This window comes from Chryseobacterium sp. AG363 (assembly GCF_003610675.1).
Lineage (GTDB): Bacteria > Bacteroidota > Bacteroidia > Flavobacteriales > Weeksellaceae > Chryseobacterium > Chryseobacterium cucumeris.
Window position 1 is genome coordinate 80,633 of sequence record NZ_RAQF01000008.1, and the last position, 22,173, is coordinate 102,805.

The following is a 22,173-nucleotide window of genomic DNA, read 5'->3' on the forward strand; positions in this document are numbered from 1 at the left end:
TGTGGCTCTGTTCATATTTTATATAATAGTCTCTAAGTCAGAGAATAATTATTGAAATACAATATATAATTCTCATTATGTTGATATATGATGTTATTTGAATAGTATTGATGTTTTTTGAGTAAGGTAAGGAAGGGTTAATTCACTTAACTTTGAAAAGTACAATACGCGTAAGTACATATCAGATTATTAATTACTAATTATTAAAATCAAAAAAATGAAAAAAAGAATCCTTTTTAGTACACTGCTGACAATGTCTGCATCGGCATTTTTCTTTGCGCAAACTGAAGCTGATCGTAAAGAAATCACAAAAAAATATGACCAGAAAGAGTTGAATAACTTATTTGAACAGTATTCAAGAACAGCAGAAGAAGAAAAAAGTAGAGTAGATGCCTATGCTAAAGAAAATAATATTCCATTAATTGTAAAAGAAAAAGATGGCTCTACAAGACAGCTTATGAAAATAGACGAAAATGGAACTCCTGTCTATTTTACCAATAATAATGTAAACGCTGCCAAATCTACAAGAGCCAATCATCTTAATACGGGAGGTTCTTTAAATCTTAATCTAAATGGAGAGAATATGATTGTTTCCGTATGGGATGCTGGTTCTATCAGAAAAACTCATCAGGAGTTTGGTTCCAGAATTACAGTAAAGGACGGAGCAATAGCAGATGACCATGCTACGCATGTAGGAGGAACAGTGGGAGCATCAGGTTTGGTGAGCAATGCAAAGGGTATGGCACCAAAGTCTAATATTAATTCTTACGACTGGAATAATGATACCTCTGAGGCTGTTTCGGCAGCAGCTAATGGGTTATTATTGTCAAATCATTCTTATGGCTGGATTTCTCATACATTACCAGATTGGTATTTTGGCGCATATTTAACTGAATCGAGAAACTGGGATAATATTTTGTTTAATGCACCTTCATATCTGGCAGTGAAAGCAGCAGGCAATGATGGTACGAATTACTATTGGGATCAAAGTTCCAGGACATGGAAAATTATTAATGCAAGTCCAATGGGAGGTTCAACAAATATGTATGATAAACTAACCGCAGCAGCAACCGCTAAAAATGTATTGGTTGTAGCGAATGCTCAAGATGCCAATATCGGAACAAATGGTAATCTTGTAAGCGTTGCAATTAATGATACGAGCAGCCAAGGTCCTACTGACGATTTAAGGATTAAACCCGATATTACGGGAAATGGAACCGGAGTTTATTCATCGGTAGCTTATATCCCAGATACGCAGATACCAGATGATCCTAATACATCTGTCAATGAATATAGCCCTGGTACACCAAGTAATAATTCTTATAATACTTATAGCGGAACTTCTATGGCGTCTCCGAATGTGATGGGGTCTTTAGCTCTTGTTCAACAGCACAGCCGTAATGTGGAAGAAAGATATATGTTGGGAGCAGAGCTTAAAGGTCTTGCCCTTCATACAGCTGATGATGCTGGAGCTGAAGGTCCTGATGCCATGTTCGGATGGGGCTTGCTTAATGTTAAGAAAATGGTAGAAGCGATCAATGCAAAAGGAAAAACTTCGCTTATTGACAATAGAACGCTCAACAATCTAGCTACTGATACATTAACTATAAAATCAGACGGAATAAATCCTCTGACCGTTTCTATTTCATGGTATGACAGAGGAGGAAATGTACAAACTCAAAACCAGCTTAACGACAGTAATACTAAGAGATTAGTAAATGATCTTGATGTAAAAGTAGTCAAAGTAATTGATAATACGGAATATCTGCCTTGGGTATTAACCTCACGTTCTACAAATGCTAAAGCCGTCAACAATAATGATAACTTCGAAAGAGTTGACTTAGGAGTTGTTCCAGCCGGACAATACAGGATCGAAATAAGCCATAAAGGATCATTGGTAGGAAATTTACAAAATTATACTCTTATTGTTACGGGTAAAGAAGATTCAAGTGAAACATCCGAGGGTACTTCTCCATCATGTGTAAATGCATATGAATATAATGAAACATTGTCAGAAGCTGCAACAGTTAATATAAATCAAACCATAACAGCTGCTATATCATCTGCTATAGACAAGGATTTTTATAAGTTCACTATCGGAGCAGGAAATCTTACTGTAGGACTGAATGGGCCAGCTGGCGTGGATTATGATCTCTTTGTATATAATTCATTAGGACAACAAATTGGTAAATCGGAAAGTACAACGGCAAATGAAAGTGTGACATTATACAACAGATCCGCAGGAATTTATTATGCAAAGGTAATAGGATATAATGGAGCAAATAGTAATAACTGCTATTCATTAAATATTTCAGCTTCATCTCCTAAATCACCAGCAGCCCCAGGTTCATTAAATAGTAATGCTGCAATATATCCTAATCCTGCTGATAAGGAGATTACAGTAAGAGATGCTAAAGAAGGTGATGGCTATACAATATATGATTATTCTGGTAAGCTGATGAAACAAGGAATGATAATCAGAGGGAAAATAGATCTCTCCTCATTAGTTCAGGGTAATTACTTACTGAAAGTCAATAATAAGAGCTATAAATTTATCAAAAAGTAATGAATTTTAAATACTTATTGATCTTATAATTGTTTGATAAATTGGCCGCAATGGTAAAAAGGCTGTCTCAAAAAATGAGACAGCTTTTTTTATTAAATAATTTGTCTCGTCCTAAAATAGCGTTACACAATTCAAGTAATGTTATGGAATAAATTAAAAATCAGTATGTAAAACGAAGTCAAAAGGATTATAGCTTATCCTTTAAACCTCGAGTAGTACAAGAAGTTGAAAATTTTAGTTGAAATCTTAAAGATATGCAGGTTTGTTTTATTTAAATTATAATGCCTAGCTAATCTCCTCCCTAGAAATCCACTTTCCAACTTTAGGAGCCTGATAATTTCTCATCTTTTCCAACAGATCATCAATGGTATCGCTGATCAGAAGCATATCTCTGTTTACCTGTTTTAAAAATCCTTTATCCACCATGGTTTGTACAAGTTTGATAAGATCATCGTAAAATCCGTCAATATTCAAAATTCCGATAGGTTTTTGATGAAGTCCCAGCTGTGCCCATGTGATCATCTCGAAAAACTCTTCCAACGTACCATAGCCACCGGGAAGAACGATAACCCCGTCACAAAGTTCATTCATTTTGGTTTTTCTTTCGTGCATGGTCTCCACTATAATAAGCTCTGTCAGGTTTTTATGGGCAATTTCTTTAGACTGTAAAAACCGGGGTAAGACTCCTGTTACTTTACCTTTTTCACTTAAAGCACCATTAGCAATTGTTCCCATTAAACCGGTTTCCGAACCACCATAAACCAGTTGTATATTTTCTTTTGCTAAAGTTTGTCCCAGCAGAAATGCCTGTTCTTCATAAATTTTATCTGTGCCGAAACTTGAGCCACAGAATACGGTTATACTTTTCATTGTATTAGATTTGTTTTTTATACTATTGTTGAGATGCTTCGACAAGCTCAGCATGACGCTGCTAAAAATTATCTCTAAAAAAGCAGTTAGTATTAGAGATACCATGCTGAGCCTGTCGAAGCACTTTTATAATTAAATAAATATATTCAGACTAAAACTAAAAATATCCAAAATCTAAGACTTTGGATATTAATATAATTATTTTAATGTTCTATTTCTGAGGGATATTGGCTAAAATATCTTTCAGGAAGCTCCAGAATTTCTGAGTTGAAGGAATATTCGCTCTTTCATCAGGAGAGTGTGCACCTCTGATAGTAGGTCCGAAGCTTACCATTTCCATTTCAGGATAGTTGGAACCGATGATTCCACATTCAAGACCAGCATGACAAGCTACTACATGAGGCTTTTCGCTGAACTTTTCAGTATAAAGCTTCTCCATCAATTGTACAATTTCTGAACCTGGTTTTGGCTTCCATCCCGGATATGATCCGCTGAATTCAACATTCATTCCAGCCAGCTCTGCTACCGATTTCAATTGTTCTGCCACTGAATATTTGGAAGAATCTACAGAAGATCTCGTAAGGTTTAAGATCTTAAGTTCTCCACCTTTCAGTTCTACTCTTGCTACGTTGTTGGACGCTTCTACAAGATCAGCCACATCAGGGCTCATTCTGTATACTCCGTTGTGAAGAGCCTTTAAAGTGAGGATCACTTTTTTTGAATCTGCTTCTGAAATAGCTTTATCGGAAGACGTAGAGTTTTCAATATTGATCTGGATTCCCGGTTCTACAGCAGCAAATTCTTCTAAGATCTCTTTTTTAAGAACCGTTACATTTTCAATAAATTCCTGAGCATTTCTCACTGAAATTACAGCAACTCCTTCTCTTGGGATAGCATTTCTCAATCCTCCGCTGTCGATAGAGATCAATTCAATATTCTGGTTTTCCAGTCCGGTATAAAGAAGTCTTCCTAAAATAATATTGGCATTTCCAAACCCTTTATGGATATCCATTCCGGAGTGTCCACCCTGAAGACCTTTTACTTCAAGTCTTACAATTTGTCCTTTTGAAGCTTCTGCAGCATAGGTTTGAGTGATTGTCACGTCTACACCTCCTGCACAGCCGATATCAATTTCATCATCCTCTTCCGTATCAAGATTCAATAGAATTTGTCCTGTCAATTGTCCTGGTTTTAATCCTAAAGCACCTGTCATTCCAGTCTCTTCATCAATCGTGAAAAGAGCTTCCAATGCAGGGTGTGGAATATCTGAACTTTCAAGGATAGACATGATGGTAGCTACTCCTAAACCGTTATCAGCTCCCAAAGTAGTTCCTTTTGCCTTTACCCAGTTACCGTCAATTTCCATTTTGATTCCTTCTGTTTCAAAATCGAAATTAACATCATTGTTTTTCTGGCAAACCATATCAAGGTGGGATTGAAGCACAATAGATTTACGGTTTTCCATTCCTGCCGTGGCCGGTTTCTTAATAATAACGTTTCCTACTTCATCTACCGTAGTTTCCAGTCCTAAATTTTCACCAAATCCTTTGATAAAAGCTATTACTTTTTCCTCCTTTTTTGAAGGTCTTGGAACAGCATTTAATCTGGAGAAATTTTTCCATATAATCTGCGGTTCTATATTAGATAATTCCATTGAAATTTATTTTTCTCAAATTTACGAAATAAAAAATGCTTCCGTGAGATACAGAAGCATTTTTGTAGGATTTAGCTTTATTAACATCCACACTCTCCATAGATCGGAGTGGTAAATGTAGTTCCGTCTGGTTTCTCTATAGTGAGAGTTCCTTCAAAAAGTAAAGCTTCTTCGCCCTTTATTTTTTTACCTTTTACGGAAATTTTATAATCATCATTTTCTATTTCCTTGGTCAGCAATTCATCTACTTCCATATCACTTGATGAAATGAGATTCATTGCCAGTCTTTTACCGTCAAGCATCATGTATGCTGTTTTTCCGGCATCATCGGCGTAGATATATCTTTCATTTTCAAAATCAGATTTGCTGGCTGCAAAATAGCAGGAACATTCTTTGATTTCTTTTGGAAACGGAATGGTTCCCACCAGAATATTTCCTGAAGAAGGCCCAATAGAAGCAGTATCTTTAGCGATATGTAAAGAATCGGCATGAACAGAACCTGAAACAGTTTCTTTTTCCTTTTTACAGGCTACCAATAGAAATGCGGAAAATACAATGATTACATATTTCATGTCTTTGTGGTTTTATAATTTGTTTATCCTCTTGCTCTTTCAAGAAGTGTCATCATCAATAAAGAAAGGATTACCAGGCTTTCTTCCTCATCATCAATATCGATCAGTCTGTCCAGCTGGAATCTTCTTCCAAAGAATGAAGGCATCTTTTTCAGTTTAAAATAAGCCTTTCCGTCAATTCCTGTTACCGTGTAAGATGGATTAAGGAAATACCCTGTAAACATTCCGATAATAGGAAGTTCTCCTACAAAGCTGTCCCAGAATCTTACCCATGCACTGTCTTCCTGAATTTTAAACTTAGGCTGATCATGCGCATCCAGAATATCATAACTTGCTTTCCAGATAGAACGCATTCCTTTTCTTGCCAGTCTACCGAAGTTTTTATTATCGATAAGATCATTCAAAGAATAAGAAGCATTAAAATCAATCCATTGATTCGCTCTGATTCTGAAAAGTTCCTTAGACTTGCTTTCATCATTAAAAATGATAACATCTTCTTTCAACTTGAACATTTTCTGACGAACATATGCCACATAATTTCCGTTTTTGTCAGTAATGTTGAAGTCACTTGCTAAAGTAGTGATTTTGAATTTGAAATCCAGAGGATAATTAAGATTGTTAAGTACCATGTCAGTTTATTTTTTTCATATTTAATTTAAGCCGCAAATATAAAGGTTTTTTTAGTGTTCTCAGGTATGGGAGAAATATAAAATATCATAATGGGACATTAACCTCATGGTCAATAGTCAATTTTTGCTGCGCAAAGCCAATAGTCAATAATCACTTTATACAAATTCACAAACGAAGTGAATTGACCATGCACGATTCACTATCAATTATCAACTTTAATCCTTATTTTTGTACCTATGGATTACCCTAGTAAAGTATTGGCAAAAGCAGTAGATGAGATTTCGGGATTGCCTGGGATTGGAAGAAAAACGGCTTTGAGATTAGCACTCCATTTGTTGAAGCAGCCCAATTCCAGAGCTGTAAGTCTTGGAAACTCCCTGATTAATCTTGTCAATGAAATAAAATACTGTAAAGAATGTCACAATTTTTCAGATTTTGACATTTGTGAAATATGCAGCAACGAAAAGAGAAATGGTGAACTGATTTGTATCGTTGAAGATGTACGTGATGTGATTGCGATTGAAAATACAGGAAAGTATACAGGAAAATATCTGATTCTCGGGGGGAAAATTTCTCCAATGGAAGGAGTGGGGCCAGGCCAGCTGAATATTCCAAGCATTGAAAAGAAACTGAATGACGGAAAGGTGAAGGAATTTATTTTCGCATTGAGTGCCACCATGGAAGGGGATACCACAGCTTATTATATTTATAAGAAATTTAAAAGTTTCAATGTGAATTTTTCAAGCATTGCAAGAGGAATTTCAGTAGGGGATGAATTGGAATATGCCGATGAAATTTCTTTAGGAAGATCTATTATCAACAGGCTGCCTTACAACGAAAAGGATTAATATGAAGCTGTCCGTTATTATTGTTAATTACAATGTTACCCAATTGCTCAGAAGCTGTCTCCAGTCGCTCCAAAAGTATATACAGGAAATAGATTATGAAGTGATTGTCATTGATAATGCTTCTACAGACAATTCATGGGGTGACCTTATCCCTGAGTTTCCCAATGTATACTTTATATCTTCTACAACAAATGGTGGTTTTGCAAAGGCGAATAACAAAGCTGTTCAGATGGCAAAAGGAGAGTATATTCTGCTTTTAAACCCTGATACGGAGTTGGAAGGATTTTATATGAAAGAATTGCTGGAATTTGCAAAGGCCCAGCCTTCATTCGGATGTCTGGGAGTGAGAATGCATGATGCAGAAGGTCATTTTCTTCCTGAAAGCAAACGCTCAGTTCCGGATATGTTCAACTCGTTTGAAAAACTGTTTACCAATTTTAAAAAGAACAATTCGAAATCCTATTACAGGAACGACATAGAAGAAAATGCCATTGCAGAGGTAGATGTGATCACCGGAGCATTTTTATTGGCTAAAAAAGAGGTCTATGAAAAAATAGGAGGATTGGATGAGGCTTATTTTATGTATGGAGAAGATATTGATCTCTGCTATACATTTTTAAGAAACGGATATCAAAACTTCTATTATGGAAAAGTTTCTATCCTTCACCATAAAGGAGAAAGTACAATTAAGGATGAAGTATATCTCAACAGATTTTATGGAGCCATGCAGATCTTTATTGATAAGTATTATAAAGAATCGAAGCCTGTACAGTATTCTTTTTTGAAAGCAGGATTAAAGCTTCGGCATCAGATTGAAAAGATCAAATTAAAATAAAAAAGCAACTCAATTTGAGTTGCTTTTGTTGTATGTAAGATAATATTCTTCTTATTTTGCCGGAGCTACCGGAGTAGTTGTAGTAGAAGAAGCAGGAGCTGACTGTTTAGCCGGAGCTTCTTTCTTAGCAGGTTGTTGTGCAGGAAGTGTCTGAGATGGCTTACCTGTGATAACAACGCTTAAAAGGATAAGAACGATGATAGTTCCGCCTAGAGTCCATGTTGCTTTTTCCATGAAATCATTGGTTCTCTGTACCCCGAACTGTGCAGATGATGCACCTCCGAATGTACTGGAAAGGCCTCCTCCTTTTGGGTTTTGTGCCATAACGATAATTACCAATAAAACACTGGCAACCATAACAAGAACCATTAGTAGTGTAAATATAGTATCCATTAATTCTTATATCTTTTTGAATGGGCAAATTTAATCTTTTTTTACTGAATGACAAAAAAAGATGTCGCCAAATGTTGATAAAAATAAAAACGGCAACAATTGTTGCCGTTTTTTGTATAAAAATAAGGTGTTCTTATTTAAAATCCGCATCTGTAGCCTTATTGATCTCATAAGACTTTACCGTCATCGTCATGTCCATTCCCATTTGACTTACAGAGATGGTGTAAGGCATTTTAACTCCGTTTACATCTTTGTAATTAGAGAATGTTGTTGGGATGGTCATTTCCTGGCCTTTAGCTTTTACTTTTTTAGTTTCTCCGGTTTTTAATCCCGTTGCAACACTATAGTAATAGGTGGTATCTCCACCTTTAATAGCATAAGAATCTTCCCCTCCGATTTTTTCAATTCCGCCTAATTTATAATCAGCAGATTTTGCAAAACCTAATTCTTCGAAAAGTTCAGGGTTCTTTTGTTTTTCAGCAATTTCTTCCGGTGTGATATCCACCCTTTGTCCCATTTGCATCGAATAACCGGTTTTTCCATCGAAAACCTGCTTCTGAACAACCTGTCCCATTGCTGTTACAGTGGTAAGTTCCTTTCCGCCTTGTGCCTTAACGATTTTAAAATCGATGTTTTGTCCTTGCATAGACATTGAGGCATTGGTAGTATAAGAAGTGATTTTTGCCAGATTAGCTTTTCCTCCGATAGCATTGATGTATTTGTCAACTACAGAAGCTACCGTTACACTGGCATCCACTTTTTGTACAGTTGGTTTTGCAACAGGATTCGCTTCCTTATCAAAATATTTTACAGGATAACCTAATTTTTCCAATCCTTCAGAAATGTCAGATGCCTTACCAGCGATGAAAATTCTGCTTTGGTTAGGTAAAATAGTAGCTTTTACAGCATTGGAAACATCTGCAGCAGTTACTTTATCGATAGACTTTAAGTAATTGGTATAGAAATCAGCAGGAAGATCCTGAACTTTTTGGTTCAAAGCGAATCTTGCGATTGTCGCCGGCTGCTCTAAAGACATAATGAAAGATCCTTTCAGTTTAGCTTTAGCATTGGCTAATTCTTCTGGTTTTACAGTAGAAATAGCGTTAAGTTCATTCATGAATTCTTTAACAGCTTTGTCTGTCACTTCGTTTCTTACGCTTGCACTTGCAGAGAATTGTGGAGAATACTTGCTGGCAACCATACTTGAATACGCCCCATAGGTAAATCCGTTTTTCTCACGAAGATTCATGAAAAGTCTGGCTTCACCACCACCACCAAGAATATAGTTGGCAATTGTTGCAGGGAAGTAGTTGGCATCTTTCATTTTCAGAGTGTTCAGGTTGTTTAAAGAAACAACAGACTGTACTGCAGAAGGAACATCTACTACGTTGATCTCTGTTTTAGCAACATTAGAAGCTGGTTCTAACTGTGCAATAGGAGTGTTTGCTTTTTTCCAGCCATTGAAAGCTTTTTCAATCAAAGGTTTTACCTGGTCAAACTTTACGTCTCCAACAATTACTAAATAAGCATTATCCGGAGCGTAGTATTTTTTATAAACATTTTGTACGTCAGCTAACTGAATTTTATTGATAGACTCAACGGTTTCAAACTCACCTCTTGACGTATTCTTTCCATACATCAAAGCGTTAGAAACTCTTTCAGCAATAGAAGATGCATTTTTTTCTTCAGACTTTAATCCCTCGATAGCTCTTTCTTTAGAGCTCTGAATTTCTTCAGCAGAGAATTTAGGGTTAATGATTGCATCAGCCATCAAACCTAAAACTTCCGGGAAATATTTTGAAAGTGAATTGGCAGAAGCACCTCCTGAAGAGAAATTAAGGTTCGCTCCAAGGTAGTCTACTTTTTTGTTGAAATCATCTTTGCTGATATTGGTAGTTCCGTTTTCGAACTGTTCAGCCATAATTTCGCTTACTCCGGTTACTGCTCCTTCGTTGTATGGAGGTCTGTCCATAGAAAGGCTTGCACTTACTCTTGGTAATTTGTTGTTTTCAACCACCATTACTGTAAGACCGTTGCTTAGCTGGAAAGTTTTTGGCTTCGCAATGTTAATCGCAGGAGTAGGTCCCGGTTTCGGCATTGCATTAAGATCTATTTTTTGTGCTGAAACCATTCCTGTAAAGAAAAATGCTGCAGCTATATATGTTAATTGCTTTTTCATTTGTAAAAATTTAATTTTTAATAATCATGTTATCACCTAAAAGTTGAATGATTACTTTTTCTCAGGTACGTAATTGATGATTATTCTTTGGTTGGAATTAAGATACTTTTTAGCCGCATTTTGAAGATCCTGTCTGGTGATAGATCTGTAAATGTCAATTTCTTTGTTGATCAAATTCGTGTCACCCATCAATACGTGGTTGGTTGCCAATGAAGCAGCAATTCCCTGAATGCTAGAGTTCGCATTTACAAACTGGTTTTCGTATTGGTTTTGAAGTTTTTGATAATCTTCTTCAGAAATTAAAGTAGTCTGAAGCTTTTTGATTTCCGCATCAATATCTGTCTGTAAAGCCTGTTTTGTAGTCTGTCCCATCGGAATTGCGAAGAAGGCAAAAATACTGTAGTCTTCAAGTCCCTGGTTGAAAGCCGCTACCTGAAGTGCTTTTTTGTCCTGGTCTACTAATTTTTTATATAAAACTGAAGACTTACCGCTGCTTAAATAAGAAGAAAGCATATCTAAAACATACGCGTCTTTTTCTTTGTTAGCCGGAGTTCTGTACGCGAATACATATGCCGGAAGCTGGATGTTCGGGTCAGTAGCAGTCACTTCTTTTTCCTGTGTGATAGGCGTTTCTTTCGGGAAATCTTTTGGATAAAGGGTTCCTTTTGGAATACCTCCGTAGTACGTTTCAATCCATTTCTTAGTCTGCTCAGGTTTGATATCTCCTGCAACTACTAAAGTAGCATTATTAGGAACGTAATACTTTTTGTAGAACGCCTGGAACTCTTCTAATTTAGCAGAATTCAGATCTTCCATAGAACCAATTGTCGGCCAGTTGTATGGGTGATTGGTAAATAAATTTTTCTGAATGGTCGTGAAAAGATTTCCATAAGGCTGGTTATCCATTCTTAATCTTTTCTCTTCTTTTACAACCTCTCTCTGTGTATCTACACCAATCTGGTTGATAACAGCGTGACGCATTCTTTCCGCTTCCATCCAAAGTCCAAGCTGTTCGTTGTTGGAAGGGAATGTTTCGTAATAATAAGTTCTGTCATTGGTGGTGTTGGCGTTGTTCTGCCCTCCGTTTGAAGAAACGATTTTAAACCAGTCTCCTCTCTTGATGTTAGGAGTTCCTTCGAATAAAAGGTGTTCAAAGAAGTGAGCAAAACCTGTTCTGCCTTTTACTTCATCTTTTGCACCTACATGGTACATTACACCTGTTGTTACAACTGGTGCCGAGTTATCCTGATGAAGAATTACGTGAAGACCATTGGGAAGGTCATACTCTTCGAATTTGATTTGCTGTGCATTCAGCATTAGCCCGAAGAAAGCTACGGCAGCAGCAGAAAGAAGTCGCTTTTTCATAAAATTTAGAAATTGTTTATCAATTAGTATGAAAAGTGAATTAAATGTTACAGAATGTGTAGAAATATATAGGTGACGGTGAATAGTGAATGGTGAATTCGCTTCGCTTGTCAATTTGTTACGGGATTCGGGTTGCGGGATTTGAGACCAAGACTAATCATTCACAATTCACTTGCGGAGCAAAATTGACCATTGACAAATACTATCTGAATACTTCAAATTCCTAACTTCTCTATGAAAGTTTGAATTCTCCTCCGAATACCTTAATTTTGTGTTCCCAAAATTTTTTTGCTGTATGGACTATTTGAAAGGACTCAACGAATCACAATATGAAGCTGTTACCTCTTTACAAGGACCTCTGATGGTACTTGCCGGAGCAGGTTCCGGGAAAACGCGTGTATTGACTATGCGTATTGCCCATTTAATACACAACGGAATAGACCCTTTCAATATCCTGGCGCTTACCTTTACCAATAAAGCAGCACGCGAGATGAAAGACCGTATTGCAAAAGTAGTTGGAGACAGCAATGCAAGAAGCCTTTGGATGGGAACATTTCACTCCGTTTTTGCAAGAATTCTGAGAATTGAAGCCCATTACCTTGGATATCCTTCCAACTTTACCATCTATGATCAGCAGGATGCTCTGAATGTGATTAAAAAAGTTCTGAAGGATATGAATATTGATGCAGATCTTTATAAACCAAAAAAAGTTCAGGCAAGAATTTCAACCTATAAGAACAACCTGATCACGGTAAAAGCTTATTTCAACAATCCTGAACTGATGGAAGCGGATGAAAAAGCGAATATGAAATTCATTGGGCAGATTTACCAGAAATATGTGGATCAGTGCTTCAGAAACGGATCTATGGATTTTGATGACCTGCTATTGAAAACCAATGAACTATTAACCCGTTTCCCGGAAGTACTGGCAAAATATCAGGACAGATTCCGATACATCATGGTTGATGAGTACCAGGATACCAACCACTCTCAGTATCTTATTGTAAAAGCTTTGGCTTCAAAATTCGAAAATATCTGTGTGGTAGGAGACGATGCACAGTCTATTTACTCTTTCCGTGGAGCGAATATCTATAACATTTTAAACTTTAAAAAAGATTATACGGATGCCAAAACAGTATCATTGGAACAGAATTACCGTTCCACACAGAATATTGTAAATGCGGCTAATGTTGTTATCGCTAAAAACCTGCAGCAGTTTAAGAAAAATGTCTTCAGTGATAATGAAGAGGGAGATAAGATCAAAATATACCGATCTCTTTCCGATGCTGATGAAGCCAATTTCGTAGCTGGAAATATCTGGGAACTTCGTAACCGGGACCAGAGAAAATACAGCGATTTTGCCATTTTATACAGAACCAACTCTCAGACGCGTGCTTTTGAAGATGCACTGAGACGTAAAAATATTCCGTACAAAGTGTATGGAGGACTTTCTTTCTACCAAAGAAAAGAAGTAAAAGACCTTATTGGATACCTTCGTCTGCTGATCAATGAAAATGATTCTGAAGCATTGATGAGGATTATCAATTATCCTGCAAGAGGAATTGGAGAAACGACACAGAATAAACTGATTGTTTTTGCTGATGCCCACAATATTGCAGTTTCAAAAGTATTGGAGAATCTTCCGATGTATGCACCGCAATTAGGTTTGAATAACGGCGTTTTAAACAAACTGAACGATTTCTGGTCCATGATCAAGGCTTTCCAGGTATTGCTGAAAACAGAAACAGCTTACAGTGTGGCTATGGAAGTAGCAAAGCGAAGCGGATTAATCAAGTTTTTAAAAGATGATCAGACTCCGGAAGGAATTTCCAGAGTAGAAAACGTACAGGAATTGATGAACTCCATGCAGGGATTCATTGAAGAACAGATGCAGCTTGAAGACGGAGATCCTAGTCTTTCCAACTTCCTTGAAAACATTGCCCTTTCTGCAGATACTCAGGATAAAGAACTGGAAGATGATATGGTTTCTTTGATGACGATTCACCTTTCAAAAGGACTGGAATTCCCGGTGGTTCATCTGGTAGGACTTGAAGAAAACCTTTTCCCAAGCTTTATGAGCTCGGCAACCAGAGAAGACCTGGAAGAGGAGAGAAGATTATTCTATGTGGCTTTAACAAGAGCCGAAAAACAGGCCTTCTTCTCTTATGCTGTTTCACGTTTCCAATGGGGGAAAATTACAGATGCTGAGCCTTCAAGATTCTTAAGCGAAATTGATGATGAATATATTGAATTCCTTAATCCGGCTTTGGAAAAAAGGTTTATCAATAATTCAGGAGTGAAATCCAATATCTTTGATGAGCATCCATCTGAAATGAGATCTTTCAAAAAGGTTGAGAAAAAGACCATCGACAGAGGAGATACTTCGAAACCTGCTCCTGAAGTCAGAAAACTAAAACCGGTAAGTACTGCTAAAATTATCAATCCAAGCGGAGCTTCTTCTCAGGATATTGAAGTAGGAGATAAAGTGAGACACGACCGTTTTGGAATAGGAGAAGTTACTTTCTTAGACGGAACAGATCCTCAGAACATCAAAGCAAAAGTAGTTTTCATGCATGAAGGAGAGAAAAATCTGATCCTGAAATATGCTAAACTGACTAAGATTTAATTTCAGAATAAAAATATAAAAGAAACGGATTCAATTTTTGGATCCGTTTTTTGTTTGACTGCCATGTTCGCAATGTGACTATTACGCTGTGTATATTTTTCGATCGCGAGCTAAGATAATCCTCTCCTGAACGAAGTGCCGTTGCAACCGGAAGAATAATCAATAAGCAGTTTATTTCTTTGCGTGGGTAACATTTTTCAATATTTATTATGAACTTAATCTTCTATAAAGCAATGTTTTTTACGAATGTTTCCTTAATTTATCATAACTTTAAATGAGGGATAGAAAGAAACGATAATAGTTTTTTACAAAAACAAAGTCTATCTGTTTTGTAGACTAATAAATAAATTTTACATTTGCACCTTGTAAAAACATAAATGTTAATCAAATTCTAAACTATGAATAATAAGAAAAATATTCTTTCGGCCTCAGTTTTATTTTTCCTCGGCGTATTCACTTACGGACAGGAAAAAGACAGCATAAAAGCACATAAAGACACTATAAAAACCAATACTGTAGAAGAAGTAGTCGTACTAGGTTCAAGAGCCGGTGCCAGATCTAAAGTAGACAGTCCGGTTCCTGTAGATGTATTCAATGTAAAAGAATCTTCTATTATCCTTCCACAAACCAATATCGGACAAATTCTTAATGCGGTTGCCCCTTCATTTACTTCTACCATTCAGACCAATTCAGATGGAACAGATCACCTGGATCCTGCACAGCTGAGAGGGTTGGGTCCCGATCAGGTTTTGGTTCTGGTGAATGGAAAAAGAAGGCATACTTCAGCATTGGTGAACGTCAACGGAACACCCGGAAGAGGTACGGTAGGAACTGATTTGAATGCCATTCCTTCTTTTGCTTTAAACAGAATTGAAGTACTAAGAGACGGAGCTGCCGCACAATACGGATCCGATGCCATTGCCGGTGTTATCAATCTTGATCTGAAAAGAGATACAGGAAAACTGGCAGGCCAGATCAGTTATGGAGGAAACCTTACGCCAACCGCAAATGATCATACCGGGGATTTTGACGGACAGAATATTCAGCTGGATTTAAACTATGGGAATAAAATCGGAACCAAAGGAGGTTTCTTTAATATTACCTGGTCTTCACAATTCAGAAATCCTACCTACCGCGCCGGTACTGAAAGTGGAAAAATCTACAACGCTTATAATGCGATAGAACAACGTGCGTTGAATGACGGAGTCAATCTTTCTTCTCTTTTTACCAATATAAATAATACTCCCAATTCACAGCAGATTATTGATTATGTACATCAGTATGCTCAGGGAGTAAACTATTTTAGTGCAACTCAACTCTCTGATATACAAAATGCAAATACATTCAAAGACATTACGGATGCTTCAGGAAGTGTTATTCAGAAAGGACTTTGGTCTTTATTGAGTGCTGATGTGACAGATCAGGAACTGGCTTACAGAGGGCAGGTCAGAAAGGATTTTAATATGCAGGTAGGACAGTCTAAACTTAACAATCACCAGCTTTTTGTGAATGCTGAAATCCCTGTAAGTGACAACTGGAAAGTATATACTTTTGGAGGATACAGTTTAAGACATGGAACTTCCGGAGGATTTTACAGAAGACCGAGAGAAAGCAGAACGTTTACAGGATTATATCCAAATGGTTATCTTCCACACATCGGAACAGATATTCAGGATATCTCATTAGCAGCTGGAATTAAAGGAAAATGGGAAGGCTGGAATATTGATTTCAGTAATACATACGGACAGAATTCATTTACCTATAATATTCAGAATACAGGAAATACTTCTTTGCGTTTTGCTTCACCAAGAGAGTTTAATGCAGGAGGACTAAGATTTTCTCAAAATACCATCAATTTAGATTTCTCTAAAAAATATGATGTATGGGAAGGGATTAACGTTGCCTTCGGAGGAGAACACCGTTATGAGAATTTTAAAATTACTCAGGGAGAAGTAGCTTCCTATCAGACATATGACCAGTTTGGAAATATCTGGAACGGAGATCCAAGTCAGAGAGCCACAGACTTTTTCGGACAACCCTTGCCGGGAGGATCACAGGTATTCAACGGGTTTAAACCTGGAAATGCAGTGGATAAAAACAGACAGTCGGTAGCAGCCTATGCAGATGTGGAATTCAACTTTACCAACTGGTTGTTAGTGGATGCAGCAGCCAGATATGAAAACTATTCGGATTTCGGGTCTACATTCAATTACAAACTAGCTTCAAGAATCAAAGTGGCGCCTAATTTCAATGTGAGATTTGCAGGATCTACAGGATTCAGAGCGCCATCAATCCACCAGATTTATTATAATGTAACCTCTACATTATTTACGAATAATCAGCTTTTGGAAGTAGGAACATTCAGTAATGATTCTCAGCTTGCAGGGCTTTTGGATATGCCAAAACTGAAGCAGGAAACATCCAAATCAGCAAGTGTAGGATTTACGTACAGAATTCCTTCAGCGAGTCTTACCTTTACAGCAGACGGATATTTCACGAGAATTGACAACCGTATTATTCTTACAGACCAGTTCTTAAAAGCGAATGTTCCTCAGAAAGCACAGGAAGCTTATGATCAGTTAGGAATCAATGCAGCGCAGTTCTTTACGAATGCCATTGATACGGAAACAAAAGGAGTTGACGTTGTAATTTCACATAATGCCAGATTCTCTGGATTTAAGTTGGATAACAATTTTGCCATTAACCTTAATAAAACAAAACAGGTTGGTGATATCCATTCTGCAGGACTTCTGCAGTCTCCACAATTGGAGAAGGTATATTTCTCTGAGAAATCAAGAGTGTATCTGGAAGAAGCAGTACCGAGAGTGAAAGCCAGTCTTTCTCATACGCTTTCATGGAAGAATGCAAGTTTATATCTGAGAAATACCTATTTCGGAAAAGTAACAGGAGCCGATATTATTGATGTAAACGGAGACGGAATTATTGATTTTAATGAACACCAGCAGATCGGAGATAAGATCATTACGGATTTATCTGCTGCTTATCAGTTTACCAAAAATGTAGGATTGACTTTGGGAGTAAACAATTTGTTTGATATCTATCCGACGAAAAACCTTACTGCTTCTACCAATAATGACCAATTCATCTATTCAAGATCTACTTCACAGTTTGGGCAGAATGGAAGGTATGTTTTTGCAAGATTGAATTTCAATTTTTAAATAAAACAAATGCATAAAAAACAGTTCAGAAATCCTGAACTGTTTTTTCTTTATGTAATATGAATTAAACTTTTATTTTTGAACCATTAAGATGTAATAAGAGTGTACGAGTATTAAGATAAGATTCGCTTTAAGCTTAAGAATCAGAAAGATTCATCTTAACTATACTTTATTTCTTCAATCCTCCTTAATGGTTTTTCTTTAAAAAATTTGAATCTTATCTTTCTACCAGTTCTTTCACTGGTTCACCATAATGGTCAATTTCAGTTGTTTTGATTTGAAGAAGCTGATACCACTTTCTGAAAGCTCCTGCAAATACAATAAGCATCAGAACCATGGCTGTTATTGCTAAGGCTGCCAGTAAATATTGTCCTTTAGGAATATAAATGGCAGTTACCTGAATATAACCTGCCCAGAAGGTAATTCCAGCCATAAACACCCCTGGAATAGCCGAACATAAAGCATATTTTCCCCTGTTCATTCTGATCAGCATCGTCGTACAGACAATAAGCCCGCAGGCTGCCAGCAATTGGTTACTGATTCCGAATAACGGCCAGATACTGTTCACATTTCCGGTGTACACCAGATATCCCCAGGCAAAGGTGAAAAGAAGACTGCTGATAATGATTCCCGGAATCCAGTTTTTATCATTGAATTTTGGTACAACAGATCCAAGCATTTCCTGTAAAAAGAAACGTCCGACTCTTGTTCCTGCATCAATAGCAGTAAGAATAAATACTGCTTCAAACATAATGGCAAAATTGTACCAATAAGCCGTCAGCTGATCCATGTACGGGATTTTGTTAAAGATATGGGCCATTCCCACGGCCAGAGATACAGCACCTCCGGTTCTGCCGTACAGATCAATACCTATTTTCTGTGAGTAATAATCAATATCTACTCCGTGCAAAGAAGGATGCGCTGCCAGAAATGAATCATAAGCCTCTTTGGGAGTATTGATCGCAAAATAATCACCAGGCATCAGCGTACATGCTGCAATAAGTGCCATTAATGCGACAAAACCTTCTACCAGCATTGCTCCGTAACCAACAAAAAGAATTTCCCTTTCTTTATTAAGCATTTTCGGAGTGGTTCCCGTAGCAATCACCGCATGGAATCCGGAAATCGCTCCACACGCAATTACAATGAAAATAAAAGGAAGGACCGGCCCGCCAATAATAGGGCCACCTCCATTAACAAAAGCTGTGATAGCAGGCATCTGTATCGTAGGATGGATAACGATTACTCCTATAGCCAGCATGATAATGGTTCCGATTTTTAAATAAGTTGAAAGATAATCTCTTGGAACCAAAAGAAGCCATACCGGCAATACAGAAGCAATAAAACCATAGAGAGGAATCGCTATAGAAATCGTTTTAATATCCCAGGAAAATAAACCATTCATTGTAGGATTCTGCATCAGAGTGTGTCCACCAATAATCCCTGCAATCAGAAGAATTCCTCCCAGAATACTTGCAAACAGGACACTGTTCTTTTTATAACGCATAATCAATCCCATAATGATAGCAATAGGCATCGTAATGATTACTGTAAAAAGAGACCATGAAGCTTCGTGCATCGCGTTGATACAAGCCAAAGATAAACCTGCCAGCGTAAGAATCAAAATGAAGAGGATTGCAAAACCCGCCACCGTACCCGTTGCTTTCCCGATTTCTTTGGAAGCAATCGTGGCTAGACTTTGCCCTTTATGTCTCACTGAAGCAAAGAGCACAATCATATCATGAACACCACCTCCCAGTACGCATCCTATCAATATCCATAAAGCTCCCGGAAGATATCCGAACTGCGCAGCAAGAACAGGTCCTACCAAAGGACCAGCAGCTGCAATAGCCGCAAAATGATGCCCGAAAAGTACATTTTTATTGGTAGCCACGTAATCTTTACCGTCGGCAAATTCTACAGCAGGTGTCGTATTTCCGTCATTGAGCCTGAGAACTTTATTGGCAATGAAAATACCATAAAAGCGGTAAGCTATCGCAAAAAGAAGAACAGATACAAAGATGAGCGTAAGTGCGTTGATATTGTTTAAAGATTCCATATTCTTTATTTTTGTTGATGAAAAATTAAATTATTGGTGCTTTTGTTGTTAATAATTTAAACAATAGCCAAGGTAATTAATTCTCAATGAAAAATATCAATATGTATATCAATCTAGCAAATTTATTATATTTGTATTTGTTAATGTTTTGATTTATAGTTATTTGAATTGTATTTTGATGAGAGTATATATATTACTTCTTCTGTGAAAGAATGAATTCCACCATCTGATCCGTAATTTGATCCAGATAAGCTTTATCAGTGGTGCCAAAGCCATGGACTCCGCCATCAACGACGATCAATGAGTTCTGTATTTTAGCTCTGTTTAATTTTCTGTGAAGCTTTTTAGACTGGCTTAAAGGGACAATTTTATCATTATTCCCCTGAACAATCAAAGTTGGAACTCCTCCGGAAACAAAATAGGCAGGGGAAATCGTTTTAAGATAGTCAATAGCACTGTCCTGATTTTTTCTGATATCAAACCCGGAAATTCCTTTGACAAGATTTTCCTGTAAACCGACAATTTTTTTGGACATTAATCCAATGAGTGCTACCGGGATTGTGCCTAATTTGGTGTGGAAAAGTTTGTTGAGGTCTGCAGGGCCATAGTGATCAATCACATAATTCACCTTAGCCGAATAAGAGGAAAGTTCCGGATTACCCAGATAAGTATTGTCTGGTGTATAGGCTGCCATCAGAGAAAGATGAGCTCCGGCAGAAGCCCCGAATAACCCGATATTATTGGGGTCGAAATGATATTTCTCTGCATTTTTTCTTACCCACCTTATGGCATCTTTGGTGTCTTCCAGAGGCAAAGGAAAATGAATGCTGTCACTTAAAAGCGTATAATTAATACTGATCACCGCATATTGTTTGTCTATCAGTTTTTTTACAGTCGTTTCAAGATAATTATCTGCATTTACCACTTTGTCACCTTCTACCCATCCGCCTCCATGAACGTAGATCAATACCGGAAGCTTTTCAGTGGTGGCATTCTTGGGAGTATAGAGATCAAGAGCGAGAGGTTTCCCCTTTTTGTTTGTTTTGTAGACGATATCTTCGGAAACTGATGCAATTTCAGGAAGTAATGTACTTTTTATAGCAGAAGCTTTGTTTGGTCTTAACGGTAATTCTTGTGAAAAAAATAAATTAGAAAATCCTATAATTAAAACAAAAAACAGGTTTGTGAAAAACCTGTAGATTGATATGTTGTTTGTAGATAAATTCATAATAAATTTTTAAGAAAAGTGTTACTTTACTAACTCCTCAAAAAGCTTACCAAAAGTAACATTCAGATCCTTTGATTTTCCCGGATGAGGTCTTGAGGTCTGGACTACAGAACTTCTTACCGCTGTCAGCCATCGGAAACGTTCCGGAATATCAAGAAAAGCAATAGGACCGCCATCTTTCTCACCGTTAGCAATTTTTTGAAAGCTTTCAAGATTGTGGATGATATCATCGTAATCCAGTTTGCTGTGCATCAGTTTAAATTTGTCCGGACACAAATAGAATTCCACTCTGATGAATTTTTCCTTCTTGGAAAACATCACCAGTCCGATATTGAAAAATTCTTCTCTTTCAACTTTAGGTACCAGGCGTATTACCGCATATTCATATATTTTATCCTCTTGCATTTTTCGCTTCGTTTACAAAGATTTGAGAATTTTCTAATCTGGTTTTCATAAACTGAAAATAGATCTCACGGATTTCTTCTGGCGTTTCGTCAGCATCATTCCAGTGTAACCAGTCTTCAGGAATCATATTGACAATATTTCTGAAAAGAGTGTCATTCAAAACTTCATGGGCAAATTTATCCGCTTCACCAAGCATTTTGGCCTTAGGAAGAAGCACATGATCTTTCACATATTTGAAAGGCGTTTTGGCCGCTGCATCGAAATTCTGCCATGAGTGGTGAAAGTAGAACGAAGCACCATTATCGATGATCCAAAGTTCTTTATGCCACATCAGCATATTCGTATTTTTAAAAGTACGGTCGATGTTGGTAATAAATGCATCCAGCCATACTATTTTTGAAGCCAGAAGCGGATCCACACTTACTCCCGGATCATATGTAATAGAACCGGAAAGATAATGTAACCCAAGATTCAGACCTTCAGAAAACTTCAGAAGATCCTGTATTTCCTCATCGGCTTCCGTTCTTCCGAAATCAGCATCAAGATTAACGAAAACAAGTTCAGGAATTTTAAGTCCCAAAGCTTCGGTAATTTTCCCGCCCAACAGTTCGGAAATCAGCATTTTTACCCCATGGCCTGCGCCACGGAATTTTAAAACATATTTGAAATCATCATCAGCTTCTGCCAGAGCCGGAAGAGATCCTCCTTCTCTCAAGGGCAGAATGTAACGCATCACGGTTACAGTTCTTAAATTCTGCATGCAG

Annotated in this window: 16 protein-coding genes; 5 read left to right on the forward strand and 11 right to left on the reverse strand. The window is 37.3% G+C overall.

Annotated elements, in window-relative coordinates; translation table 11 throughout:
• Positions 1-217 precede the first annotated feature (217 nt).
• Positions 218-2,566, forward strand: coding sequence for a S8 family serine peptidase (locus tag DEU39_RS23105; protein ID WP_120233521.1), 2,349 nt, complete (start codon positions 218-220; stop codon positions 2,564-2,566).
• Between the two features lie 285 nt (positions 2,567-2,851).
• Here DEU39_RS23105 and DEU39_RS23110 read toward each other — a convergent pair whose 3' ends face one another.
• The 4 genes from DEU39_RS23110 to DEU39_RS23125 form a co-directional block, all read right to left on the reverse strand.
• Positions 2,852-3,436, reverse strand: a complete 585-nt coding sequence (locus DEU39_RS23110; protein WP_120233578.1) for a TIGR00730 family Rossman fold protein — start codon at positions 3,434-3,436, stop codon at positions 2,852-2,854.
• A gap of 211 nt (positions 3,437-3,647) precedes the next feature.
• Positions 3,648-5,090, reverse strand: coding sequence for an aminoacyl-histidine dipeptidase (locus DEU39_RS23115; RefSeq protein WP_120233522.1), 1,443 nt, complete (start codon positions 5,088-5,090; stop codon positions 3,648-3,650).
• An 80-nt stretch (positions 5,091-5,170) separates the two neighbouring features.
• Positions 5,171-5,662 (reverse strand): hypothetical protein, encoded by a 492-nt coding sequence (locus tag DEU39_RS23120; RefSeq protein WP_120233523.1) that lies wholly within the window; start codon positions 5,660-5,662, stop codon positions 5,171-5,173.
• A gap of 23 nt (positions 5,663-5,685) precedes the next feature.
• Complete coding sequence (locus DEU39_RS23125) at positions 5,686-6,291, reverse strand: hypothetical protein (RefSeq protein WP_062675394.1); 606 nt, start codon at positions 6,289-6,291, stop codon at positions 5,686-5,688.
• Between the two features lie 237 nt (positions 6,292-6,528).
• Between DEU39_RS23125 and recR the strand changes: the two genes are divergently transcribed.
• The gene (gene recR / locus DEU39_RS23130) at positions 6,529-7,140 is read left to right on the forward strand and encodes a recombination mediator RecR (RefSeq protein ID WP_034697032.1); all 612 of its coding nucleotides are present in this window, start codon (positions 6,529-6,531) and stop codon (positions 7,138-7,140) included.
• Positions 7,136-7,975, forward strand: coding sequence for a glycosyltransferase family 2 protein (locus DEU39_RS23135; RefSeq protein ID WP_117753113.1), 840 nt, complete (start codon positions 7,136-7,138; stop codon positions 7,973-7,975). Before recR ends, DEU39_RS23135 begins: the two co-directional genes overlap by 5 nt.
• 51 nt (positions 7,976-8,026) lie before the next feature.
• Here the strand turns inward: DEU39_RS23135 and secG are convergent, their stop codons facing one another.
• The 3 genes from secG to DEU39_RS23150 form a co-directional block, all read right to left on the reverse strand.
• Positions 8,027-8,368 (reverse strand): preprotein translocase subunit SecG, encoded by a 342-nt coding sequence (secG, locus tag DEU39_RS23140; RefSeq protein ID WP_062675391.1) that lies wholly within the window; start codon positions 8,366-8,368, stop codon positions 8,027-8,029.
• Between the two features lie 133 nt (positions 8,369-8,501).
• Complete coding sequence (locus DEU39_RS23145) at positions 8,502-10,547, reverse strand: M16 family metallopeptidase (RefSeq protein ID WP_062675390.1); 2,046 nt, start codon at positions 10,545-10,547, stop codon at positions 8,502-8,504.
• Positions 10,548-10,598: 51 nt separating this feature from the next.
• Complete coding sequence (locus DEU39_RS23150) at positions 10,599-11,912, reverse strand: M16 family metallopeptidase (protein WP_047429324.1); 1,314 nt, start codon at positions 11,910-11,912, stop codon at positions 10,599-10,601.
• Positions 11,913-12,207: 295 nt separating this feature from the next.
• On the opposite strand from DEU39_RS23150, the gene DEU39_RS23155 reads away from it, so the two are divergent.
• Both DEU39_RS23155 and DEU39_RS23160 read left to right on the forward strand, forming a co-directional pair.
• Positions 12,208-14,538, forward strand: coding sequence for an ATP-dependent helicase (locus DEU39_RS23155; protein WP_120233524.1), 2,331 nt, complete (start codon positions 12,208-12,210; stop codon positions 14,536-14,538).
• 398 nt (positions 14,539-14,936) lie between these two features.
• Positions 14,937-17,717, forward strand: coding sequence for a TonB-dependent receptor plug domain-containing protein (locus DEU39_RS23160; protein ID WP_120233525.1), 2,781 nt, complete (start codon positions 14,937-14,939; stop codon positions 17,715-17,717).
• Positions 17,718-17,934: 217 nt separating this feature from the next.
• Here DEU39_RS23160 and DEU39_RS23165 read toward each other — a convergent pair whose 3' ends face one another.
• The 4 genes from DEU39_RS23165 to DEU39_RS23180 form a co-directional block, all read right to left on the reverse strand.
• The gene (locus tag DEU39_RS23165; RefSeq protein WP_183037467.1) at positions 17,935-19,776 is read right to left on the reverse strand and encodes a carbon starvation protein A; all 1,842 of its coding nucleotides are present in this window, start codon (positions 19,774-19,776) and stop codon (positions 17,935-17,937) included.
• 193 nt (positions 19,777-19,969) lie between these two features.
• On the reverse strand, positions 19,970-21,004 hold the full coding sequence (locus tag DEU39_RS23170; protein ID WP_120233526.1) for an alpha/beta hydrolase: 1,035 nt from the start codon (positions 21,002-21,004) through the stop codon (positions 19,970-19,972).
• A gap of 21 nt (positions 21,005-21,025) precedes the next feature.
• On the reverse strand, positions 21,026-21,409 hold the full coding sequence (locus tag DEU39_RS23175; RefSeq protein ID WP_062675386.1) for a DUF3037 domain-containing protein: 384 nt from the start codon (positions 21,407-21,409) through the stop codon (positions 21,026-21,028).
• On the reverse strand, positions 21,396-22,169 hold the full coding sequence (locus DEU39_RS23180; protein WP_120233527.1) for a HipA family kinase: 774 nt from the start codon (positions 22,167-22,169) through the stop codon (positions 21,396-21,398). The genes DEU39_RS23175 and DEU39_RS23180 overlap by 14 nt, the downstream gene beginning before the upstream one ends.
• Positions 22,170-22,173 lie beyond the last annotated feature (4 nt).

Coding starts and splice junctions, on each gene's coding strand:
- DEU39_RS23115 (WP_120233522.1), bottom strand. CDS start 5,090: ATGGAATTATCTAATATAGAACCGCAGATTATATGGAAAAATTTCTCC.
- DEU39_RS23145 (WP_062675390.1), bottom strand. CDS start 10,547: ATGAAAAAGCAATTAACATATATAGCTGCAGCATTTTTCTTTACAGGA.
- DEU39_RS23110 (WP_120233578.1), bottom strand. CDS start 3,436: ATGAAAAGTATAACCGTATTCTGTGGCTCAAGTTTCGGCACAGATAAA.
- DEU39_RS23155 (WP_120233524.1), top strand. CDS start 12,208: ATGGACTATTTGAAAGGACTCAACGAATCACAATATGAAGCTGTTACC.
- DEU39_RS23165 (WP_183037467.1), bottom strand. CDS start 19,776: ATGGAATCTTTAAACAATATCAACGCACTTACGCTCATCTTTGTATCT.
- DEU39_RS23105 (WP_120233521.1), top strand. CDS start 218: ATGAAAAAAAGAATCCTTTTTAGTACACTGCTGACAATGTCTGCATCG.
- DEU39_RS23180 (WP_120233527.1), bottom strand. CDS start 22,169: ATGCAGAATTTAAGAACTGTAACCGTGATGCGTTACATTCTGCCCTTG.
- DEU39_RS23175 (WP_062675386.1), bottom strand. CDS start 21,409: ATGCAAGAGGATAAAATATATGAATATGCGGTAATACGCCTGGTACCT.
- DEU39_RS23125 (WP_062675394.1), bottom strand. CDS start 6,291: ATGGTACTTAACAATCTTAATTATCCTCTGGATTTCAAATTCAAAATC.
- DEU39_RS23160 (WP_120233525.1), top strand. CDS start 14,937: ATGAATAATAAGAAAAATATTCTTTCGGCCTCAGTTTTATTTTTCCTC.
- DEU39_RS23120 (WP_120233523.1), bottom strand. CDS start 5,662: ATGAAATATGTAATCATTGTATTTTCCGCATTTCTATTGGTAGCCTGT.
- recR (WP_034697032.1), top strand. CDS start 6,529: ATGGATTACCCTAGTAAAGTATTGGCAAAAGCAGTAGATGAGATTTCG.
- DEU39_RS23150 (WP_047429324.1), bottom strand. CDS start 11,912: ATGAAAAAGCGACTTCTTTCTGCTGCTGCCGTAGCTTTCTTCGGGCTA.
- DEU39_RS23170 (WP_120233526.1), bottom strand. CDS start 21,004: ATGAATTTATCTACAAACAACATATCAATCTACAGGTTTTTCACAAAC.
- secG (WP_062675391.1), bottom strand. CDS start 8,368: ATGGATACTATATTTACACTACTAATGGTTCTTGTTATGGTTGCCAGT.